The organism is Rhizobium sp. BK008 (assembly GCF_014197345.1).
Classification (GTDB): Bacteria; Pseudomonadota; Alphaproteobacteria; order Rhizobiales; family Rhizobiaceae; genus Rhizobium; species Rhizobium anhuiense.
On record NZ_JACIFK010000012.1, the window covers coordinates 68,820 to 86,689 of the forward strand.

Here is a 17,870-nt window from a genome sequence, read left to right on the forward strand (position 1 = left end):
AACCTCCAGAGGGGAACAGCTGGTGCGGCGGAACTGGGAGGAGACCGCCAATGCATCAGCTACGTGCAGTATGAACGTTTTTTGACCAAGCGAAAGCCATTTATTGTGCAATGCAGCTATGCGAATGCTGCGCTGCTTCTAAAACCATTCCGCGAACCGCGGCGATCCAGACTGGCGCAAACCTCAAGCGGCTTTCGACTCCGTTGCGTGTTCCTCGCGTGCTGCGACGGCCAGTGACTCGTCGACGTCGCGAAGCTGCCGGCGCTTGTCGGCAAGCTCATCCGCGAATGCGAACAGGCCGCCTTCGCGCGAACGGAAGGAGGCAAGGCGCCTGCGCGCATCTTGCAAGCGATGGCGATAGCGCTCCCGCTCGCCGTCAAAACCATCGAGCGCATGTTCGAGGCGGGAGATGGCGCCAAGCGGCGTCACGGTCACCGGCAAATCGATCTCGTAGTCCGCGCCGGTGCGCTGGAGAAGGGTCGTGTAGCGATATCCGTCGTCCCTGCCGAACCGCTCGCCGGAATAGACGAGATCGAAGCCCCCGATCGAGGCAAGGACGCTCTCGTCTTCCTGCTGGAGCTGAACAAGGGTGAGGATTTCCTTCATCAGGGCGCGACCGGCGGCCTTCCGCTCGTGGAGGGCCTCGCCTACGACAGTCATGGCGAAGGCTTCGCCCGCGGCCGGAACGAGGCGCTCGATATCCTTGCCGATTTCCGCAATCCGCCGCTCCGAGATCTCGATATCGCGTTCGGCGTCGCGGATCTGCCGGCGCACAGCGTATTGATCGTCATCATGGGCGGCACGCAGCCGTTCGAGACGGGCAATGTCCGCCTCGAGCCCCGCCTTCTGCATCAGGCGCTCGTCACCGCTGGCAATCGCCTTGGCCATGGCAAACTGATTGGCCGCTCCTTCGCCGAGATCTTCGAGCCGGCGGATCGAAGTATCGCCTGAGAGTGCCGCCGCGATGAAGCGGGCCTTGCGCTCGTTGTTCTGCCACATCGAGGCGTCAAGCGAGCCCTGGGTGGCATAGGCGAAGATATCGACTTCGTCATGCTGGTTGCCCTGGCGCACGATCCGGCCCTCGCGCTGTTCGATCTGCGAGGGCAGCCACGGAACATCGAGGTGATGCAGCGCCTTGAGGCGAAGCTGGGCATTGACACCGGTCCCCATCGTGTCCGACGAGCCAATCAGGAAGCGGACCTTGCCGGCGCGGACGTCGGCGAACAGACGCTGCTTCGCCTCGGTCTTCTTGTAGTCCTGCATGAAGGCGATTTCGTTGGACGGAACGCCCATGCGGACGAGCTCGTCCCTGATCCAGCGGTAAGCGGAAAAGCCGCGGCTTTTCTCGACATTGATGGTGCCGAGATCCGAAAAGATCATCTGCGCCGCGCCTGGGACATCGAAGGGCTTGCCGTCCGGTCGCACAAACGTGCTTTGCGACGTCTCCTGCCAAATACGGAAGGCGTTCTGGACGAGCAGGTTGAGCTTGTTGTCCGGCTCGTTGTCATTGTTCGCATCGACCAGGCGGAGATCGATGGCGGCGTGTCGCCCATCGGTGATGACCGAGAGTAGGATGTCGTCGCCGGGCTGTGCCGGTCCCTCGCGCATCTCGATCGCCTTGATACGGGCGTCGAGGATCACCTGGTAGTTCTTGAACGCCTGCGTCGGCTTGGCCGTCAGGATCTGCCGGCGGCCGGTCGAGATATCGGGCACCTTGACGTAGTCGCGGAGATCCGCGGGCATAACCACGTCGGCGAAGGACCGGAACATCGCGATCAACTCCGGCACATTGACGAAAGAAGCAAAACGGCTGACGGGCTTGTATTTGCCTGATGGCTGGATCTCCAGTTCCGTCGTCGTATCGCCGAAGGTCGAGGCCCAGGCGTCGAATTCATGCAGCCCGCGTTCGGCCAGTGCGGCGTAGCCGAGCAGGCGTTGGACCGAGAACATTTCGCCAAGCGTATTGGTGATCGGCGTGCCGGAGGCGAGAACCAGAGCGCGGCCGGGGTTCCTCGTCTCGATGAAGCGAGACTTGACATAGAGGTCCCAGGCACGCTGCGAACCGTTCGGATCGATGCCTTTCAGGGTCGACATGTTGGTGGCAAAGGAAAGCTTGCGGAATTCCTGCGCCTCGTCGACGATAATCTGGTCCACGCCGATTTCGGAAATGGTCAACGGGTCGTCCTTGCGCGTGGACAGCGCCTCCAGCCGCTCCTTGAGCCCTTCCTTGAGCCTCTCCAGCCGCTTGCGGGAGACACGGTCCTCGCTGTCGACCTTGGTCAGCAGTTCCTCGTAGAGTTCGAGCTCGTCCTGGATCATCTGCCGTTCAAACGCCGGCGGCACAGCGATGAACCGGAATGCCGAGTGGGTGATGATAACAGCATCCCATGTCGCCGTCGCCGCCCGCGACAGGAAACGAGCGCGTTTGTCCTTGGTGAAGTTGGTCTCGTCGGCGAGGAGTATGCGGGCGTTCGGATAGAGCGCGAGAAACTCGCGGGCCGCCTGCGCCAGGCAATGTCCCGGTACAACCAGCATCGCCTTGGCGATCAGCCCGAGCCGGCGCTGTTCCATGATCGCGGCCGCCATCGTCATCGTCTTGCCGGCGCCGACGGCGTGGGCGAGATAGGTCGAGCCGGACGAGATGATGCGCCAGATGCCCCGTTTCTGGTGTCCATAAAGAATAAAGGCGCCGGAGGCGCCAGGAAGGTTCAGATGGGAGCCGTCAAACTTTCGAGGCGCGATATTATTGAATCGATCGTTGTAGACCCGCGCCAGCCGATCGGTGCGATCAGGGTCGGTCCACACCCAATTCTGGAAGGCCGTCTTGATCTTCTGCAGCTTGTCGCGAGCGGCTTCGGTATCGACGACATTCAGCATGCGCCGCTCGCCGTCTGCATCCTTGAAGACGTCGAAGATCTGCGGCACCCGGCTGTTCAGCGCATCGGCGAGCAACTCGCCGGCGTGGCGTCGGTCGGTGCCCCATTCGGATGTGCCGGCCGCCGTCCATCCGAGTTGCCGGGCCTCGACTGTCCATGAGCCGAGTTCCGGCATGTGATGGATCCTGATCTCCGCGCCCATCGTCTCCTGGACGAAGTCGACGATATCGGCCGCGGAAATCCACGGTGCGCCCAGCCGGGCGGTGATATCAGACGGGCGGAGATCAGCCGGCTGCACCGCCTGAAGCGCACGGACATTGCGCTGATAAGCGGGATCGAGGCCGGCCGCGGCTTCTGCAACGCCAAGCTTGGTGCGCACAGCGCCGGATAGATAGGCGTCCGAAGTTTGCCAGGAGCCGTCGGCCGGATCGCGAAAAACCGTGTCACCGAGCGCATCGAGAACCGCATCCGTGTCGCAATGGAGAAGCTCGGCGATATGATACAGATCGACCCGACCGCGCTCGTTGAGGACGACGGCCAAGGCATCGGCTGCAGAGGTGATGACGGGCGGAGAAGGGGGCGCGATGACACGTTCGGAGAAAATCGGCCCGGGCCTGGCGGTGTCGGTTTCGAGGTCATAGTCCTCGATGGAGGCGACCAGCCAGCAGTCCGGATCATCGCGAAATGGCAAAAGGTTCGGCTGGCGATGGGTTTCACGAACCTCGCCCGTCGTCTCATCCTCGATGATCATAACCGTGGTGTGATTGATCGGCCCGAAGTCGCGCACGAAGTTCGACCAGGCGATGCGCAGCCGCACTTGGCAGTCGCGCCACGGCCGGTCCAGTTCCTGGGCTTTCAGGACGTCGCGCACGGCATCGCGGATCGGGATCAGTTTGCGAATGATCCGGACGTGTTTTTCCGAAATTCCCTCGGCGCTGCGGGCCTTGCGCACATAAACCGGAACAGGCTCGCTGTCGACCACCTGCATGAGGCCATGCCTGACATCGATGAAATAGCTGCCTTCGCGCACCTTGGCATTGTCGGGACTGAGATCGACGATCTCGGCAAGCTCGTCCTCCAGATCGATGTCGATGGCGGTCGGCTCGCCGTCATAAAGGCCTTCCGGAAGAAGGGCGATGGCTGCCGTCAGCGCCGCGTCTAGTTCCTCGCCAGCGCGTGGCCGGCACGTATAGGTCTCCCCGAAGGGACCGGAGGTCAGGGCATGATCGCCGAGAACAAAGTCCGGATGCCGCGCGAACCACCTGTTCACGCGGATCACTCCCTCGTCTTCGGCAGCCGGCCGGACCTCCTCCAGTTCGAGCCACGAAAGGTCGCCTTCCGGTTCACCTGCCTTTCGCTTGCGGAAGAAGAGGATGTCGACCACGACGTCGGTCCCTGCGTCACGCCGAAAACTGCCTTCGGGCAGTCGGATTGCGGCGATCAGGTCTGCGGTCTTGGCAATGTGTTCGCATGCGGTGCGATCCGCCTTGTCCATCGTGCCGGCGCTGGTGACAAAGGCGGCCAGGGCGCCCGGCTTCAGGAGATCGATCGATCGGGCAATGAAGTAATCGTGCAACCGAAGACCGAGCGCACGATATTGCCGGTCGGAGCGAACCGTCCGATCGGAGAAGGGCGGATTGCCGATGGCAAGATCGTAGATCGCATTGAGGTCGGCGCGCGCGAAATCACCGTTGATGATGCGCGCCTTCGGCTGCAGCAGTTTCGCGATGCGGGCCGTGACCGGATCGAGCTCGATCCCGGTAACGTAGCTTACTTCGCGATACTTTTTCGGCATCAGCGCCGGAAACAGGCCAGTTCCGATCCCCGGCTCGAGCACGCGGCCGCCGCGCCAGCCGAGCCGTTGCAAGCCTTTCCAGATCGCCCGGATGACGAATTCGGGGGTGAAGTGGGCATATTGGGTGCAGCGGGCGAGCGACGCGTATTCGCCCTCGTTGACGGCCGATTCCAGTGAGCTCCCAAGGTCGTCCCAACCCGTGCGGAAATCAGTTTCGCCCGGCCGCCGGAACATGCCGTTTGCCAGCTCGCCGGCGCCGAAACCGGTGAACCGGATCAGCCTCGCCTGCACGGCCGCGGTCGCCGGCAGGTTCATCTTCTCGATTTCGTTGGCGGTGAGGATGGCCGCGACGTTGATGCGTGCCCGCTCCTTCCAGGTCGCGGCGAGGTCGCGGTCGCCATCGTCGAGATAGAAGTTGGCGCGCTGCCCCTGCTTTCGCGGGACCGGCCGGTTGGTCGCCGGCAGAGCCCGCGCCGGCGCAGGAGAGGGCGGGGTCGGATCGGGCTCGTCGTCGTTGGCGGCAAAACCGCCGAACGCCGTGACGCCAAGACCAAGTCCTGACGACAAAGCGCTGCTGCCAAACATATCGAGGGTGAAGGGATCGGTGCTCATCGAAAGCTCCTTATAAGCGAGCGTCATCGATCTGCCGCAAGGGGCAGTCGAGGAACGCGAAGGGGTGGAAGGGACCGCCGGCATGGGCTGCGCGGCTATCGCTGGCCGAGCGCCATTGCTTCGCGCCCGGATGCAATCGGAAACTCTCAAGCCGCTATCGGCGAGGGGAGGTGGCGCAGTTGTACCGGCAGCTTGGCGGCGATCTCGTCGTCGCTGAGGTCTTCCAGCAGCTTTCGAACGGCGCCGCCTTTACCGCCGTAGATCATCAGGGTGCGCTTGCCGCGCGAAGCCTCTGGCCAGCGCTCGCCCGCAAAGCCGCGATAGTCGTCCGCCGTACTGCTCCAGATGTGCTCGAGGCGTTCCGCGCGCGTCATGGCCCGAACCGGGCGGCTCTCGCGCTCGATAATCGCAAGGCGGATGGTTTCGACGGAGGCTTGATCGGCAAGGTCGCAATAGCCGTGAAAATAGCGGATCGCCTCGTCGATCCGGAGTGCGAAGAACACTGAGGTCACCGAGCCGGTCAGGAACTCGCGCATCGCAAACATCGAGCCGCGAATCCAGAGCGGCGGCAGGATTTCGAACATGTAGTCGTGCTCGGCCTCGCCGATCTCGAACCATTCGCCGGCGTAGCGCCGCGTCGCGTCGCCGTCCCAGCGGTTGAGTCGTTGATGATGACGGTCGAACATGCGGAACATCTGCGGTCGGCTTGCGACGCCCTGGAAGACTTTTCGGATTGCGGGAGAGGGGTTCATCTGCGGCTCCTTCGGGGTTTCGGACCGAAGCGTGGCACGGTCCTCTCGACCTTGCCTTCCTCGTCAGTCCTTCATGACCACTTCCGGGCCGCCGGCATCGCAGCTGCCGGGGTCAAGGGCCGGCTCCGCCGGGCAAAGCTTCCCTTGACGCGGACGGCGCGCATGCGGCACGCCTCCTCCTTCCATCGTTTCCCTCTTTTCCTTTTCCCTGATCTTCAGGGCCTCGTTCCAGTCGTCCGCCGGGGGGCGAAGGCGCGACCAGTCGCAACCTGCATCGTCGGCAAGCGTCCGCAGCCGTTCGGCAAACATGTCGCCCTGTGGATTGGCGTCCGTTGCGGCAACCATCTGGACGCCCGGTTTCGCGGCCAACTCGCGCAACGCTGCCTCCGTCGCCGGCGACCATCCGCCGCCGGTGCTGAGATAAAGCGTGCCCTCATGCGAACCTTCGATCGCCGCGAGGCTCATGGCATCGATCGCGGCTTCCGTCACAGCCAGGCGCACTGCGCTATCCGAACCGAAACGAAAAAGAACCTTGGTTCCTCCGGACGCAAAACCCCGGTATTGCGGACCGCGCGCTTCCCAGCCGGTTAAAACCCCGGCCTTATCCCGGTGCGCCGCCCACATGCTACCTTGCGGACCTTCGCGCAGAAGGTCGCCTTTGATCGCCGTCCGCAGCACGTTCGCTGGCAGGCAGCGCTCGCCGTTGAGATATCGCCATGACGCGGAACCCGGCCAGGGACGGCGGCGGGACTGCCACCGATCGGGAAGAGAGAGGTCGCATCTCGCGCCATCTTTCGCCGGCTGCCACTCCGGCTCCGTGATCTGAAAGCCGACCAGAGCCGCGACCCGTTCTGCGCCTTCGAGAAAACCGACGCGATCGAGATTCTCGACGAGCCGGAACACATCGCCTTTCGCTTCGGACAAAGGATCGAACCATCCGCGCCCTTCACAGGTGACGATGATGATCTCGCCGCCGCGGCGGAACTTGACCGCCCGCCGCGTGCTTTCCTTCGCGTCTATTGCAAACCCGGCATGCTCAAGCACTGCCGCACAACTGACCCGCTCGCGGAGCCCTTCTATCTCTCTTCTCTTCATTTTCCTTCCGATCGCCCGGCGATCGGCCTCCATAGTCCTTGCCTGCCCGTAGGTTCACGCACGCCTTTCGGCAGGCCCCGAAGAGCAAAGACTGCAAGGGCGCGGCTGACAATTGTCGGATCATGCAAGCTGACATCGGACGCGGCGAAGCTTCCCTTGCGGCCTGCCGCTCGCAAGGGGCACCCAGGCGGCGCCGGCTCAATGAGCCGGCCAGGGCATATACTCGTGCACGATCGCCAGATCGTCGTCGGCGTCGATCTCGTCGGACGGAAGGACGCCGTATTCGCCGTCGACCTCGAAGAGGGTGACCGGGACCATCAGGTCACGGGACAGCTGGAAGGCGTGGGACTGGGCGAGAGATAGATCGTGCGACATTTGAGAGGGCTCCTTCGGGAGCGGGCCAATTCCCGCTCGATGGCTCCTCAAAAGGCTCGGGGTCCGGGCGCGATCACCGCGACGCGAAGCGGCGGCGGCCGCAGCTTGCTAGCGGACCCTTTATGGGTTGATCGTGGAAGATCCGGAACCGAGCCAGGACGCCATCAAAAGAGAGCGGGATTGGCTTGCTTCCGATGGCCAATACGTTTCGGCACTATCTCTCTTGCATGTCCCGCCTGCTTGCTGCTGTAGACCGGTTTGATCATGGGATCGCCGATGGCGACACTAAGGCACAGGAGGGCAAATGGTGCTCGCTCACGGATCTTTTCTGCGCGATGCTCTTGGACCCTCACTCGCGGCGCATCCTGAGGGGTCCTGACGAAGTTTTCGCGTAGGCTTGCCGACAGGATGTCCCATGTGGGTTATCCAACACTACCTGCGTCATCGGCATCAACGAGAGTTGGGATGCAGAGCGAAGCCTTTCGAGCAAATTTGAGCCGGATCGTTCGGCGATGACCCTACGGTGGACCGTGCCTTTGAACTCGTGGAAGGCGGCTTGCAAAGCCTGAAGCCGGTTTCAATTCGTATCAATCGGATTTCTTGAGGTTTGCCTTCTCAACGGCCGCTTCTATTGACGTGGCGCCGAGCGACCGGACTGCCCGCTCAAAATACCCCTCGATTTCGTTGATGCTTTTCCCTTCGATCTGTGCAATTTGGGCCGCTGCCTTACCCTGTGCAACCCATCGTAGACATGTCAGTTCGAGCGGCGAGAGCATTCGCATTTTCATATGCAAAACCCTCGCCCTATCAAGGTTGCTCTTAGACACCGGCGCGCCCCGTCGCGTCACCGGTCATGACCTGCCAAAGCTCGGTAACGGGGTGCGAACGTGGAAGCTGCTGAATATCGCCTTCGATCCAGGTCTGCGGCGAATATGCGCATGCGTGCATGGGTGAGCTTGAATTGCCCGTCGGACGGATCGAGCGTGAAGCCGACGACGCCGAGGCCGAACGTGATCACCAGCAGCGTCGACGGACCGTAGATGGCATATCCCGCGCAGAGATAGTCGCGGCCCTTTCGCAAGACATTGCGATCGTCATCCGACAGGACCTGGCCGACGGCAAAGATCGAACCGACTGAGAGGCTCACCTCGAGGTTGGACGAACCGTCGAGAGGATCAACATAAAGGATGAGGTCTCCCGCGGACGGGGTCTTCAGCCACGCGACGTCCTCGACCTCCTCGGAAACATATGCGGCAAGCGAGTTGGCGCTGGCGCATGTTTCCCGAAACACGCGGTCGGCCAGAACGTCTAGGAGGTTCTGATCTTCACCCTGGACGTTCGTAGTGCCGGCGCTGCCGACCTGGTTCTGAAACGCCGCTTCCTTGAGCTGGTCGGCCACCACGACCGCAGAGGCGGCGATGCTTTCCATCAAGGCTGCAAGAGCGGGATCGACCTTCCTCTCGCGTAGATAGGCGCCCAGTTCCATGTCCAGTGTTATCGTCATTGTCGATACTCGGCCTGTCTTTGACTAGTGAATTGGTTTCACCGCTGTTTGCGAACGCCATTGTCATGCGCCATTCGCAGCACAGCGGCTGTCTCATGCGGAGCGTTGGGTGGGTGGAAACTGCACCAGCGTGCCGGCGCCGCCGGAAACCGGGTGCGACGTTTGGTCGGCCTCAGCGACACTCGCCGTTACAAAACCCATGTCTCGTCCATTTCCTTCGATCTTGAACTGCTGGACCAGGGCCAGCAGGCTGTCGGCCTGGGAGGCGAGTTCGCGGCTCGCGGCCGTCGTCTCCTCGACCATGGCCGCATTGTGCTGTGTCATTTGATCCATCTGATTGACGGTCGCGTTGACGCCCTGCAGCGCGCTCGACTGATCGTGGCTGCCGCGGGCAATCGTCTCGACATGCTGGCTGATCGTGACAATCTGCGTGCTGATCTTCGCCAGCACCGCCCCGGTTTCCTGAACCAGGTGCGAGCCTGTGTTGACCTCGGCTGTCGACTTGTTGATGAGGACCTTGATCTCCTTGGCTGCCTTGGCGGAACGTTGCGCGAGTTCGCGCACCTCCTGGGCTACGACGGCAAAGCCTTTGCCGGCCTCTCCGGCACGGGCTGCCTCGACGCCGGCGTTGAGCGCCAGCAGATTGGTCTGAAAGGCGATCTCGTCGATCACACCGGTGATCTGTTCGATCTCGCGGGAGGCTTCTTCGATGCGGCCCATCGCGTCGATCGCATTGTTGACGACGATAGCCGAGTCGTCTGCGCTCCGCTTGGCCTGGCGAACGATCTGGTCGGCGTCCTTGGCACGCTCCGCTGACGAGCGAACCGTGACCGTGATCTCGTCGACGGCGGCCGCCGTTTCCTCGAGCGAGGCAGCCTGCTGCTCGGTCCGCTTGGCAAGGTCTTCAGCCGCCTCCGCCATCTGGTTGCCATTGCCCTGGATCATTTCGACATTGTCGCGGATCTGGCGCATCGTCGCCTGCAGCCGCGTCATCGAACCGTTGAAATCCTGTCGAAGCTGGTCGAGCTCTCCGTCGAGAGGACGAGCGATGGTCACCGTCAGGTCTCCGCTCGCGAGTTTGTGCAAGCCGGACGCAACCGCCTCGACCGCGCTGCTGATCGCAGCCGCATCGCGGCTCTTTCGCAAATCGTCTTCTTGGCGTTGTTGCCGCGCGAGCGACCGCGACTGTTCCGCCTCACTTTCGATGCGGATCTTTTCGAGCGCGTTGTTACGGAATACGTCCAACGCTCTTGCCATTTCGCCGATCTCGTCGCGCTTTTCGACGCTGCCGATCTTTTCGTCGAGTTTTCCGGACGCAACCGCCTTCATCGATGCAGTCAGCGCTTCGATCGGAGACTTGAGGGTTCTGAGCAGCAGGAAAGCAGCGATGCAACCGAAGAGCAGGGCAAGCACGGTCGTCACGACGGATATATATTGCGCCTGATCCTGTGCGGCGGAGGCATGATCACGCTGGACTTGAGCGAACTCGAGGATCTTGTTCCAAGAGTCGTTCATCCTGGCGCTCGCCGCCTTGAATGCCGCGTCACGAGCCCCGACCTTGACGAGGAACTGATCGAATGCCTCCTGCGCCTGACCAATCACCGCAACGGCCTTATCGGACAATTCCTGGATGGGACCGTTGGCCGCGTGCTGTTCTTTCACCTTACCGAGATACAAGCCTAGCCCTTTGAGGCGACCTTTTACCTTCTTGAGCGTGTCTTCATTCATGCCACCTAGAAAATCGGAGGAGGCGATCCGAAGTTCATAGTTCATGGAATTGATCTTGTTCAGCGTTTCCGCCGTCGCCGCTTGTGCTGCCGCTTGGTCAGCGGGGATGTTCAAATAGGTTTGCAGTTTGGACTGCACATCCGACAAGGTTGAGAGATCGCTGGAAATCCCCTCCCGAAGTTGCCTTTCGTCGCTGTGCATTTCCCAGAGACCGTCGATCGTCTTTGAAACCTCTTCGGCAATCGTCCCGGCGGCAAGCAGGCTCTGTCGTTCATCCGGTTCCTGAGCGAAGGACAAGCTCGTCGATATCTTGGCGCTCTGGTCGGCGAGCAGCGCCTTCAGCGCATCGCGCTTGGCCTCCGTCGCCTCGAGCAGGAAGGAGTTCATCCCGTCCTGAGCCTGCTTGATCGCCGACAGCGTGACCATCCCGCTCGAGCTGCTCGCAAGCTGGGTATTCAGCATGTTGCCGGAAAGATAGTTGACGAGGCTCAAGCCCGCGATGCCGACAAGTATCGGCGTCAGCAGGCAGAAGATTTTGGTCCGGATCGGTCCGCGCAATAGCAGGAAGTCAAAATGAATGCTCATGATTCTCCACCCAAGATAACGAGTCCAATAATAATTATTCTGAGTGAATGAATATCCGGTAAAATCGATCTCGAATTAGTAATGTTTCATGAATATTCCGTCGCGGCCGTCTCCAGGATTTCCAGAATCCGGGCGGTCACGTCCTGAGGAGCGGCAAGACCGTCAACCTGAAAGTACGGCGACCGATCCTTGTAAAATTCACTGACCGAAAGGGTCTCGGCCCGATACGCTTGGAGGCGCAGTTCCAACGTCGCGGCATTGTCATCGGCGCGTTGCGCGCCGGCGGACTGTGCCGCTCTTCGGCAGATGCGGTCGTAGAGTTCTTCCTCCGGGACGACGAGTTCGATGACGGCCGTCAAGGAACGCTCCCCGAGCGATTGATCCAACGCGGCAGCCTGCACGATCGTGCGCGGGAACCCGTCGAGCACAAAGCCGCGCTCAGCTTCCGGACCGGCAAGCCGGTTGGCAACGATCGCCGAGACGGTATCGTCGGAAACGAGGCCGCCGGCTGCCATGGTCGCCGCGACCGTGCACCCAAGAGGCGTCTCCGCCTTTACCTCGGCCCGAAGGATGTCGCCCGTCGACAGATGAGGGATGCCGAGCTTTTCGCAGATGCGCTTGGCTTGGGTGCCCTTGCCGGACCCGGGCGGGCCCATCAGTATCAATCTCATGGGATAAGTCCTTTCCTTCGGTCTCACGCTGCCTCGACCCTGTTCTGCCGGTTGGCGATCAGATCATCGACGACAGCCGGATCGGCAAGCGTCGAGGTATCCCCCAGTGCACCGAAATCGTCCTCAGCGATCTTGCGCAGGATGCGGCGCATGATCTTTCCCGAGCGGGTCTTCGGCAGGCCCGGCGCGAACTGGATCTTGTCCGGCGAAGCGATCGGTCCGATTTCCGCGCGGACATGCTTGACCAGTTGCTGACGCAACTCCTCGGACCCCTCACTGCCGGCCATCAGCGTGACATAGCAGTAGATGCCTTGGCCCTTGATGTTGTGTGGAAAGCCGACGACGGCTGCCTCGGAGACAAGGTAATGCGAAACCAGAGCGGACTCGACTTCCGCCGTCCCGAGCCGGTGGCCTGAGACGTTGAGAACGTCATCGACGCGACCGGTGATCCAATAATAGCCGTCGGCATCACGGCGACAGCCGTCGCCGGTGAAATATTTGCCCTCGTAGGTGGAGAAGTAGGTCTGGATGAAGCGCGCGTGGTCGCCATAGACCGAACGTGCCTGACCGGGCCAACTGTCGGCGATGCACAGATTGCCGTCGGCGGCACCTTCGATAAGCTTGCCTTCCGCATCCACGAGCTCCGGCTTGATGCCGAAGAAGGGGCGGGTGGCGGAGCCGGGCTTGAGGTCGGTCGCGCCCGGCAGCGGCGTGATCATGATGCCGCCGGTTTCCGTCTGCCACCAGGTGTCGACGATCGGGCAGCGCCCGTCGCCGACAGTGTGATAATACCATTCCCAGGCTTCCGGATTGATCGGCTCGCCGACCGAGCCGAGAAGCCGCAGGCTTGAACGGCTTGAGCGTTTGACGAAATCATCGCCGGTGCCCATCAGCGAACGGATTGCCGTCGGGGCGGTGTAAAAGATGTTGACCTTGTGCTTGTCGATCACGTCCCAGAAACGGCCGGCATCCGGGAAGGTCGGAATTCCCTCGAACATCAGCGTCGTCGCGCAATTGGCAAGCGGCCCGTAGACGATATAGGAGTGGCCGGTGACCCAGCCGACATCGGCCGTGCACCAGTAGATATCGCCGTGCTGGTAGTCGAACACATATTCATGGGTCATCGAGGCATAGACGAGATAGCCGCCGGTCGTGTGGAGAACGCCCTTGGGTTTGCCGGTCGAACCGGAGGTGTAGAGGATGAAAAGCGGATCCTCGGCCCTCATCGGCTCGGGCGGGCACTCCGCCGAAACAGAGGCTGCTTCCTCGTGATGCCAGAGGTCGCGGCCCGGCGCCCAGCCGATCGCCGCACCGGTACGGCGGATCACCAGGACGTTCTTGACCAGGACATGACCGCGCGCGGCGATATCGATCGCCTTGTCGACGTTGGCCTTCAGCGGAACCGGCTTGCCGCCGCGCAGGCCCTCGTCGCACGTGATGACAAAGGTCGATTCACAATCGACGATGCGGCCACCCAGCGCCTCGGGCGAAAAGCCGCCGAAGACCACGGAATGGATCGCGCCGATACGGGCGCAGGCGAGCATCGCATAGGCCGCTTCCGGCACCATCGGCATGTAGATGGTGACGCGGTCGCCCTTCTGGACACTATGCTTCTTCAACACGTTGGCGAAGCGGCAGACCTGCTCGAAAAGTTCGTTATAGGTGATCCTCTTATCGACAGAGGGATCATCGCCTTCCCAGATGATGGCGACCTGATCGCCCCTCGTCTCCAGGTGCCGATCGATGCAGTTGTAGGCGACATTGGTCTCACCGTCTTCGAACCATTTGATCGAGACGTCGCCGGTAAACGAGGTGTCCTTTACGCTGGTGTAGGGCTTGAACCAGTCGATACGCTTGCCGTGCTTGCCCCAGAACTGCTCAGGGCTGCCGACGCTTTCCTCGTACCATTCCTGGTACTCGGCCTTGTCGATCAGCGCATAGCTCTGCACCGGCTTGGTAACCGGGTATATCTTTTCCGACATTAAAACTCCTCAAACGTCAGTCGGCCGGCCGACAGGATCGATGCGCCATTGCCCGCCAAAAAATCTCACTGCGCGGCAACCTGCCGCTGGACGACCTCAAAGATGAAACTATCAAGAAGGGACACTTCGCTGTGGCTGAGATGCAGCCCCTTCTTCGAGCGTCTCCAGAGAATGTCACTCGTTGTGCGTGCCCATTCGTGCTCCATCAGGTAAAGCACTTCGGCTTCGTAGAGGTCCGACCCGAAATGCCGGCCGAGATCCTCGATCTTCTTGGCAGTGCCGAGAAGGACGGATGCCTTCGTGCCATAGCGGCGGACAAGCCGGCGCGCATGTGAAGCCGCGAGGAACGGATAGGCCGTGTGAAGCTTGGTGACCTCCGCCTCGTAGCCTTGAACCGGAAAGTCGCCGCCCGGCAGATGGCTCTTGGCGGTCCAGGGGGCGCCCTTGACGCCGATCGCCTCGCCGACCTTCTCCAGCGCATGTTCCGCCAGACGCCGGTAGGTGGTGAGCTTGCCGCCGAAGATGTTGAGGAGCGGAGCCCTGTTGACCTCGCTGCCGACGAAGCCATCAAGCTTCAGCACATAGTCGCGCGTCGCCTCCTGCGCCTTCGTGGCGCCATCGTTGAAAAGTGGGCGTATCCCTGAATAGGTCCAGACGATATCGTCCTGCCTGACTGGCTCCTTGAAATATTCGCTGGCCGCCTTGCAGAGATAGTCCGTCTCCTCTTGTGAGATTCTGACATCCTTCGGATCGCCGCTAAAGTCGCGATCGGTGGTGCCGATCAGCGTGAACTCGTCCTCATAGGGAATGGCGAAGATGATGCGATTGTCGGGATTTTGGAAAAAGTAGGCGCGCGGCCCTTCGAACTTCTTTTTGACGACGATATGACTGCCCTGGACGAGGCGCACATTGCGGGACTCGTTCTTGCCGAAGGCGCCTCGGATGACATGGTCGACCCAGGGACCGGCCGCGTTGACGAGCATGCGCGCGCGGTGAACCGTCGCGATCCCGGAGACCGTATCCACCGTCTCGATCGTCCAGAGCCCATTCTCGCGCCGTGCCGAGACCACCTTGGTGCGCGGCATGATCAGCGCGCCCTTGTCGGCAGCATCGCGGGCGTTCAAGACCACGAGGCGGGCATCGTCGACCCAACCGTCAGAATATTCGAAGGCCTTAGTGAAGAGCGCCTTCAGCGGTTTGGCCGCCTCGTCGCGGCGCATGTCAAGCACCGCAGTCGGCGGCAGCAGCTTGCGGCCGCCAAGATGGTCATAAAGGAAGAGCCCAAGCCGGATCAGCCAGGCCGGACGGATGCCGCCCTTTTGGTAGGGCAGCACGAAGCGCATCGGCCAGATGATGTGCGGCGCCATCGCCCAGAGCACCTCGCGCTCCATCAGCGATTCACGCACCAGCCTGAACTCGTAGTGTTCGAGATAGCGCAAGCCGCCATGGATGAGCTTGGTGGCGCCAGACGAGGTGCCGGAAGCGAAGTCGTTCATCTCCGCCAGCGCCACCGAATAGCCGCGACCAACCGCATCACGTGCGATCCCGCAGCCGTTGATACCGCCACCGATCACGAACAGGTCGTGGATCTTATCTTCCATATCGATCTCCCGTGACGTCACGCCGTTGCCGCGTAGGAAAGCGTGCTTGCAACGGCAGCGCGCCATTTCCGATAGCGTCGTGCGCGCTCGTCAGTGTTGAGGTTGGGGGTGAACCTGCTTTTCGCCTTCCAGTTCGCGGCAAAGTTTTGAAGGTCGGGCCAGACGCCGGCCTGCGAGCCAGCCAGTGCCGCAACACCGTATGCAGTCGCTTCCTGGCTTTGCGATCGCTCGATGACGCTTCCCAGGCAATCGGCCAAAGCCTGCATGGCCCAATCGCTACCCGACAGGCCGCCGTCGACGCGAAGGGTCGCGCCCCTCACCTCCATCGGGTAGTCGCAGGCCATTGCCTCGAGGAGGTCGCGCGTCTGGTAGCAGACGGATTCCAGGGTCGCCCGAGAAAGCTCTGCGATCCCTGTGCCTCTCGTCAGGCCAAAAATCGCGCCACGGGCTTGCGAATTCCAGTGCGGCGCGCCAAGGCCGGTGAATGCCGGCACCAGATAGACGTCTTCCTGTTCGTCAGCCAGATGCGCAAGTCGGCCGGTTTCGTCGGCTTCCTTGATAAGCTTCAAGGAATCTCTCAGCCATTGAACCGCAGCACCCGCCATGAAGATCGAGCCCTCAAGCGCGTAGGTCGTTTTGCCATTGAGGCGATATCCAATGGTCGAGAGGAGGCGGTTGGACGACCGGACGATCTGATCGCCGGTATTCAGGACCACGAAGCATCCCGTGCCATAGGTCGATTTGAGCATCCCGGGTTTGAGGCAGGCCTGGCCGATCAAGGCGGCCTGCTGGTCGCCCGCAAGCGCCCGGATCGGAATTTGAGCGCCGAAGTGGCCGGCAATCGTCTGGCCGAAATCGTCAGCACAATCCTTGACTTCAGGCAAGAGAGCCCGCGGCACTCTGAAGGCGCCCAGCAATTCATCATCCCAGCGGTTCTCGCGGATGTCGAACAAGGCCGTGCGTGACGCGTTGGTCGCGTCCGTTGCGTGCACAGCGCCGCCTGTGAGCATCCAGGTCAGATACGTGTCGATCGTGCCGCACAGCAACTGGCCATTCTCAGCCGCGCGCCGCGCGCCCCCGACATTGTCGAGGATCCAGGCGATCTTCGTGGCGGAAAAATAGGGATCGAGCAGAAGACCGGTTTTTTCTTGAATCAGCGGACCAAACCCATCTGCGCGCAGGACCTCGCAGGCGCCGTAGGTCCGCCGGTCCTGCCAGACGATTGCAGGATGGATCGGCTTTCCCGTCGACCGCTCCCAGACAAGGCATGTTTCGCGTTGGTTTGTGATGCCGATTGCCGCAACGTCCCGCGCCTCGATGCCTGCCCGCTTCAGAGCATTGCGAGAGGTCTCAAGCACAGACTCCCATATTTCTGAGGCGTTGTGCTCGACCCAGCCGGACTTCGGAAACGACTGCGATATCTCTTTTTGATCGATCGCGATCGGCTGGGCATCGGGGCCGTAAACGATGGCACGGGAGGACGTTGTCCCCTGGTCGATCGCCAGAACATAGCCGGTCATGGAAGCCTCAAATCTTGTTGACAGAAGGGGACCGCCAGCGTCCTGGGAGGGAGACGCTGGCGGCCGGCGGCGGAAGACTGCTAAGCTGCAGCGTTCTTCGCCTCTTGTGAGAAAATCGCTTCGACCTTCGCCGCGATTGCCCGGCCGAGCGTGATGTTCGTCTCGGCAGAGAAATGGATCCCGTCGCAGCCATCGGTCTTTACGAACTCACCGGCGTCGAGGAAGTAGACCTTCAGGAAATTGGCGAGCGCCTTGTACTGCTTTGCGAGTTCGAGGGACTTTTCGTAGCCACCACCAAACATGCCTTCGAACCATGGGTCAGGCATGGGAGCGAGCGGCGGCGGCGAAACGATCAGGAGCTTCGGCGCAGGGTAGGGCGTGCCGATACCGCCGGCACAGGTGAGAACCTGGCCTGCAAGCTTGCCCATGCCGTTGGCGATCTCGTAGGGCGTGCGGCGGAAGTAGGACTTGGTATCGTTGGTGCCGAGCAAAATGATCACAAGATCGAGCGGCAGGTGGCTGGCGAGCGCCATCGGCAAATAGGCGCTCCCATTTAGCCGGGGATCGTTGGGGTCCTCGACGCTCGTTGTGCGGGCACTTAAGCCCTCCTCGATGATCGCATAGCCGTCACCCAGCGCCGCTGCCATGGCGCCGGTCCAGCGCTGCTCAAAGGGGTATCTGAGGGTCGGCGACGATTCCGGCACCGGAATCCATCCCCAGGTGAGTGAATCCCCAAAACACAGTATTGAGCGGCTCTCTGCCATATCGTTATTC

Annotated in this window: 10 protein-coding genes and 3 pseudogenes; all 13 read right to left on the minus strand. The window is 61.6% G+C overall.

What is annotated here, in order from left to right; translation table 11 throughout:
- Positions 1-183: 183 nt before the first annotated feature.
- The 13 genes and pseudogenes from FHT69_RS31735 to FHT69_RS31790 all read right to left on the minus strand — a co-directional run bounded on the left by FHT69_RS31735 (position 184) and on the right by FHT69_RS31790 (position 17,860).
- Positions 184-5,283, minus strand: coding sequence for a helicase-related protein (locus FHT69_RS31735; RefSeq protein ID WP_183845357.1), 5,100 nt, complete (start codon positions 5,281-5,283; stop codon positions 184-186).
- Positions 5,284-5,429: 146 nt separating this feature from the next.
- On the minus strand, positions 5,430-6,035 hold the full coding sequence (locus FHT69_RS31740) for a DUF1419 domain-containing protein (RefSeq protein ID WP_183845356.1): 606 nt from the start codon (positions 6,033-6,035) through the stop codon (positions 5,430-5,432).
- A gap of 63 nt (positions 6,036-6,098) precedes the next feature.
- Entirely contained in the window at positions 6,099-7,130 is a 1,032-nt protein-coding gene (locus FHT69_RS31745) for a DUF3991 and toprim domain-containing protein (protein ID WP_183845355.1), read from the minus strand.
- A 198-nt stretch (positions 7,131-7,328) separates the two neighbouring features.
- On the minus strand, positions 7,329-7,505 hold the full coding sequence (locus FHT69_RS31750; RefSeq protein ID WP_042119556.1) for a hypothetical protein: 177 nt from the start codon (positions 7,503-7,505) through the stop codon (positions 7,329-7,331).
- Between the two features lie 587 nt (positions 7,506-8,092).
- On the minus strand, positions 8,093-8,281 hold the full coding sequence (locus tag FHT69_RS31755; RefSeq protein ID WP_246712989.1) for a LuxR C-terminal-related transcriptional regulator: 189 nt from the start codon (positions 8,279-8,281) through the stop codon (positions 8,093-8,095).
- A gap of 49 nt (positions 8,282-8,330) precedes the next feature.
- Positions 8,331-8,438, minus strand: a pseudogene (locus FHT69_RS31760) (ornithine cyclodeaminase); the annotation flags it as partial.
- A gap of 25 nt (positions 8,439-8,463) precedes the next feature.
- Positions 8,464-9,009 (minus strand): annotated as a pseudogene (locus FHT69_RS34405) (hypothetical protein); the annotation flags it as partial.
- Between the two features lie 213 nt (positions 9,010-9,222).
- Positions 9,223-10,764 (minus strand): annotated as a pseudogene (locus FHT69_RS31765) (methyl-accepting chemotaxis protein); the annotation flags it as partial.
- A 644-nt stretch (positions 10,765-11,408) separates the two neighbouring features.
- Positions 11,409-11,993, minus strand: a complete 585-nt coding sequence (locus FHT69_RS31770) for an adenylate kinase (protein WP_183845353.1) — start codon at positions 11,991-11,993, stop codon at positions 11,409-11,411.
- Positions 11,994-12,016: 23 nt separating this feature from the next.
- Complete coding sequence (gene acs / locus FHT69_RS31775; RefSeq protein ID WP_183845352.1) at positions 12,017-13,975, minus strand: acetate--CoA ligase; 1,959 nt, start codon at positions 13,973-13,975, stop codon at positions 12,017-12,019.
- Positions 13,976-14,040: 65 nt separating this feature from the next.
- Positions 14,041-15,576, minus strand: coding sequence for a glycerol-3-phosphate dehydrogenase (glpD, locus tag FHT69_RS31780; RefSeq protein ID WP_183845351.1), 1,536 nt, complete (start codon positions 15,574-15,576; stop codon positions 14,041-14,043).
- A 17-nt stretch (positions 15,577-15,593) separates the two neighbouring features.
- Entirely contained in the window at positions 15,594-17,096 is a 1,503-nt protein-coding gene (gene glpK / locus FHT69_RS31785; protein ID WP_183845350.1) for a glycerol kinase GlpK, read from the minus strand.
- 80 nt (positions 17,097-17,176) lie between these two features.
- Positions 17,177-17,860: an SGNH/GDSL hydrolase family protein gene (locus tag FHT69_RS31790; protein ID WP_183845349.1), complete on the minus strand. Its 684-nt coding sequence runs from the start codon at positions 17,858-17,860 to the stop codon at positions 17,177-17,179.
- Positions 17,861-17,870 lie beyond the last annotated feature (10 nt).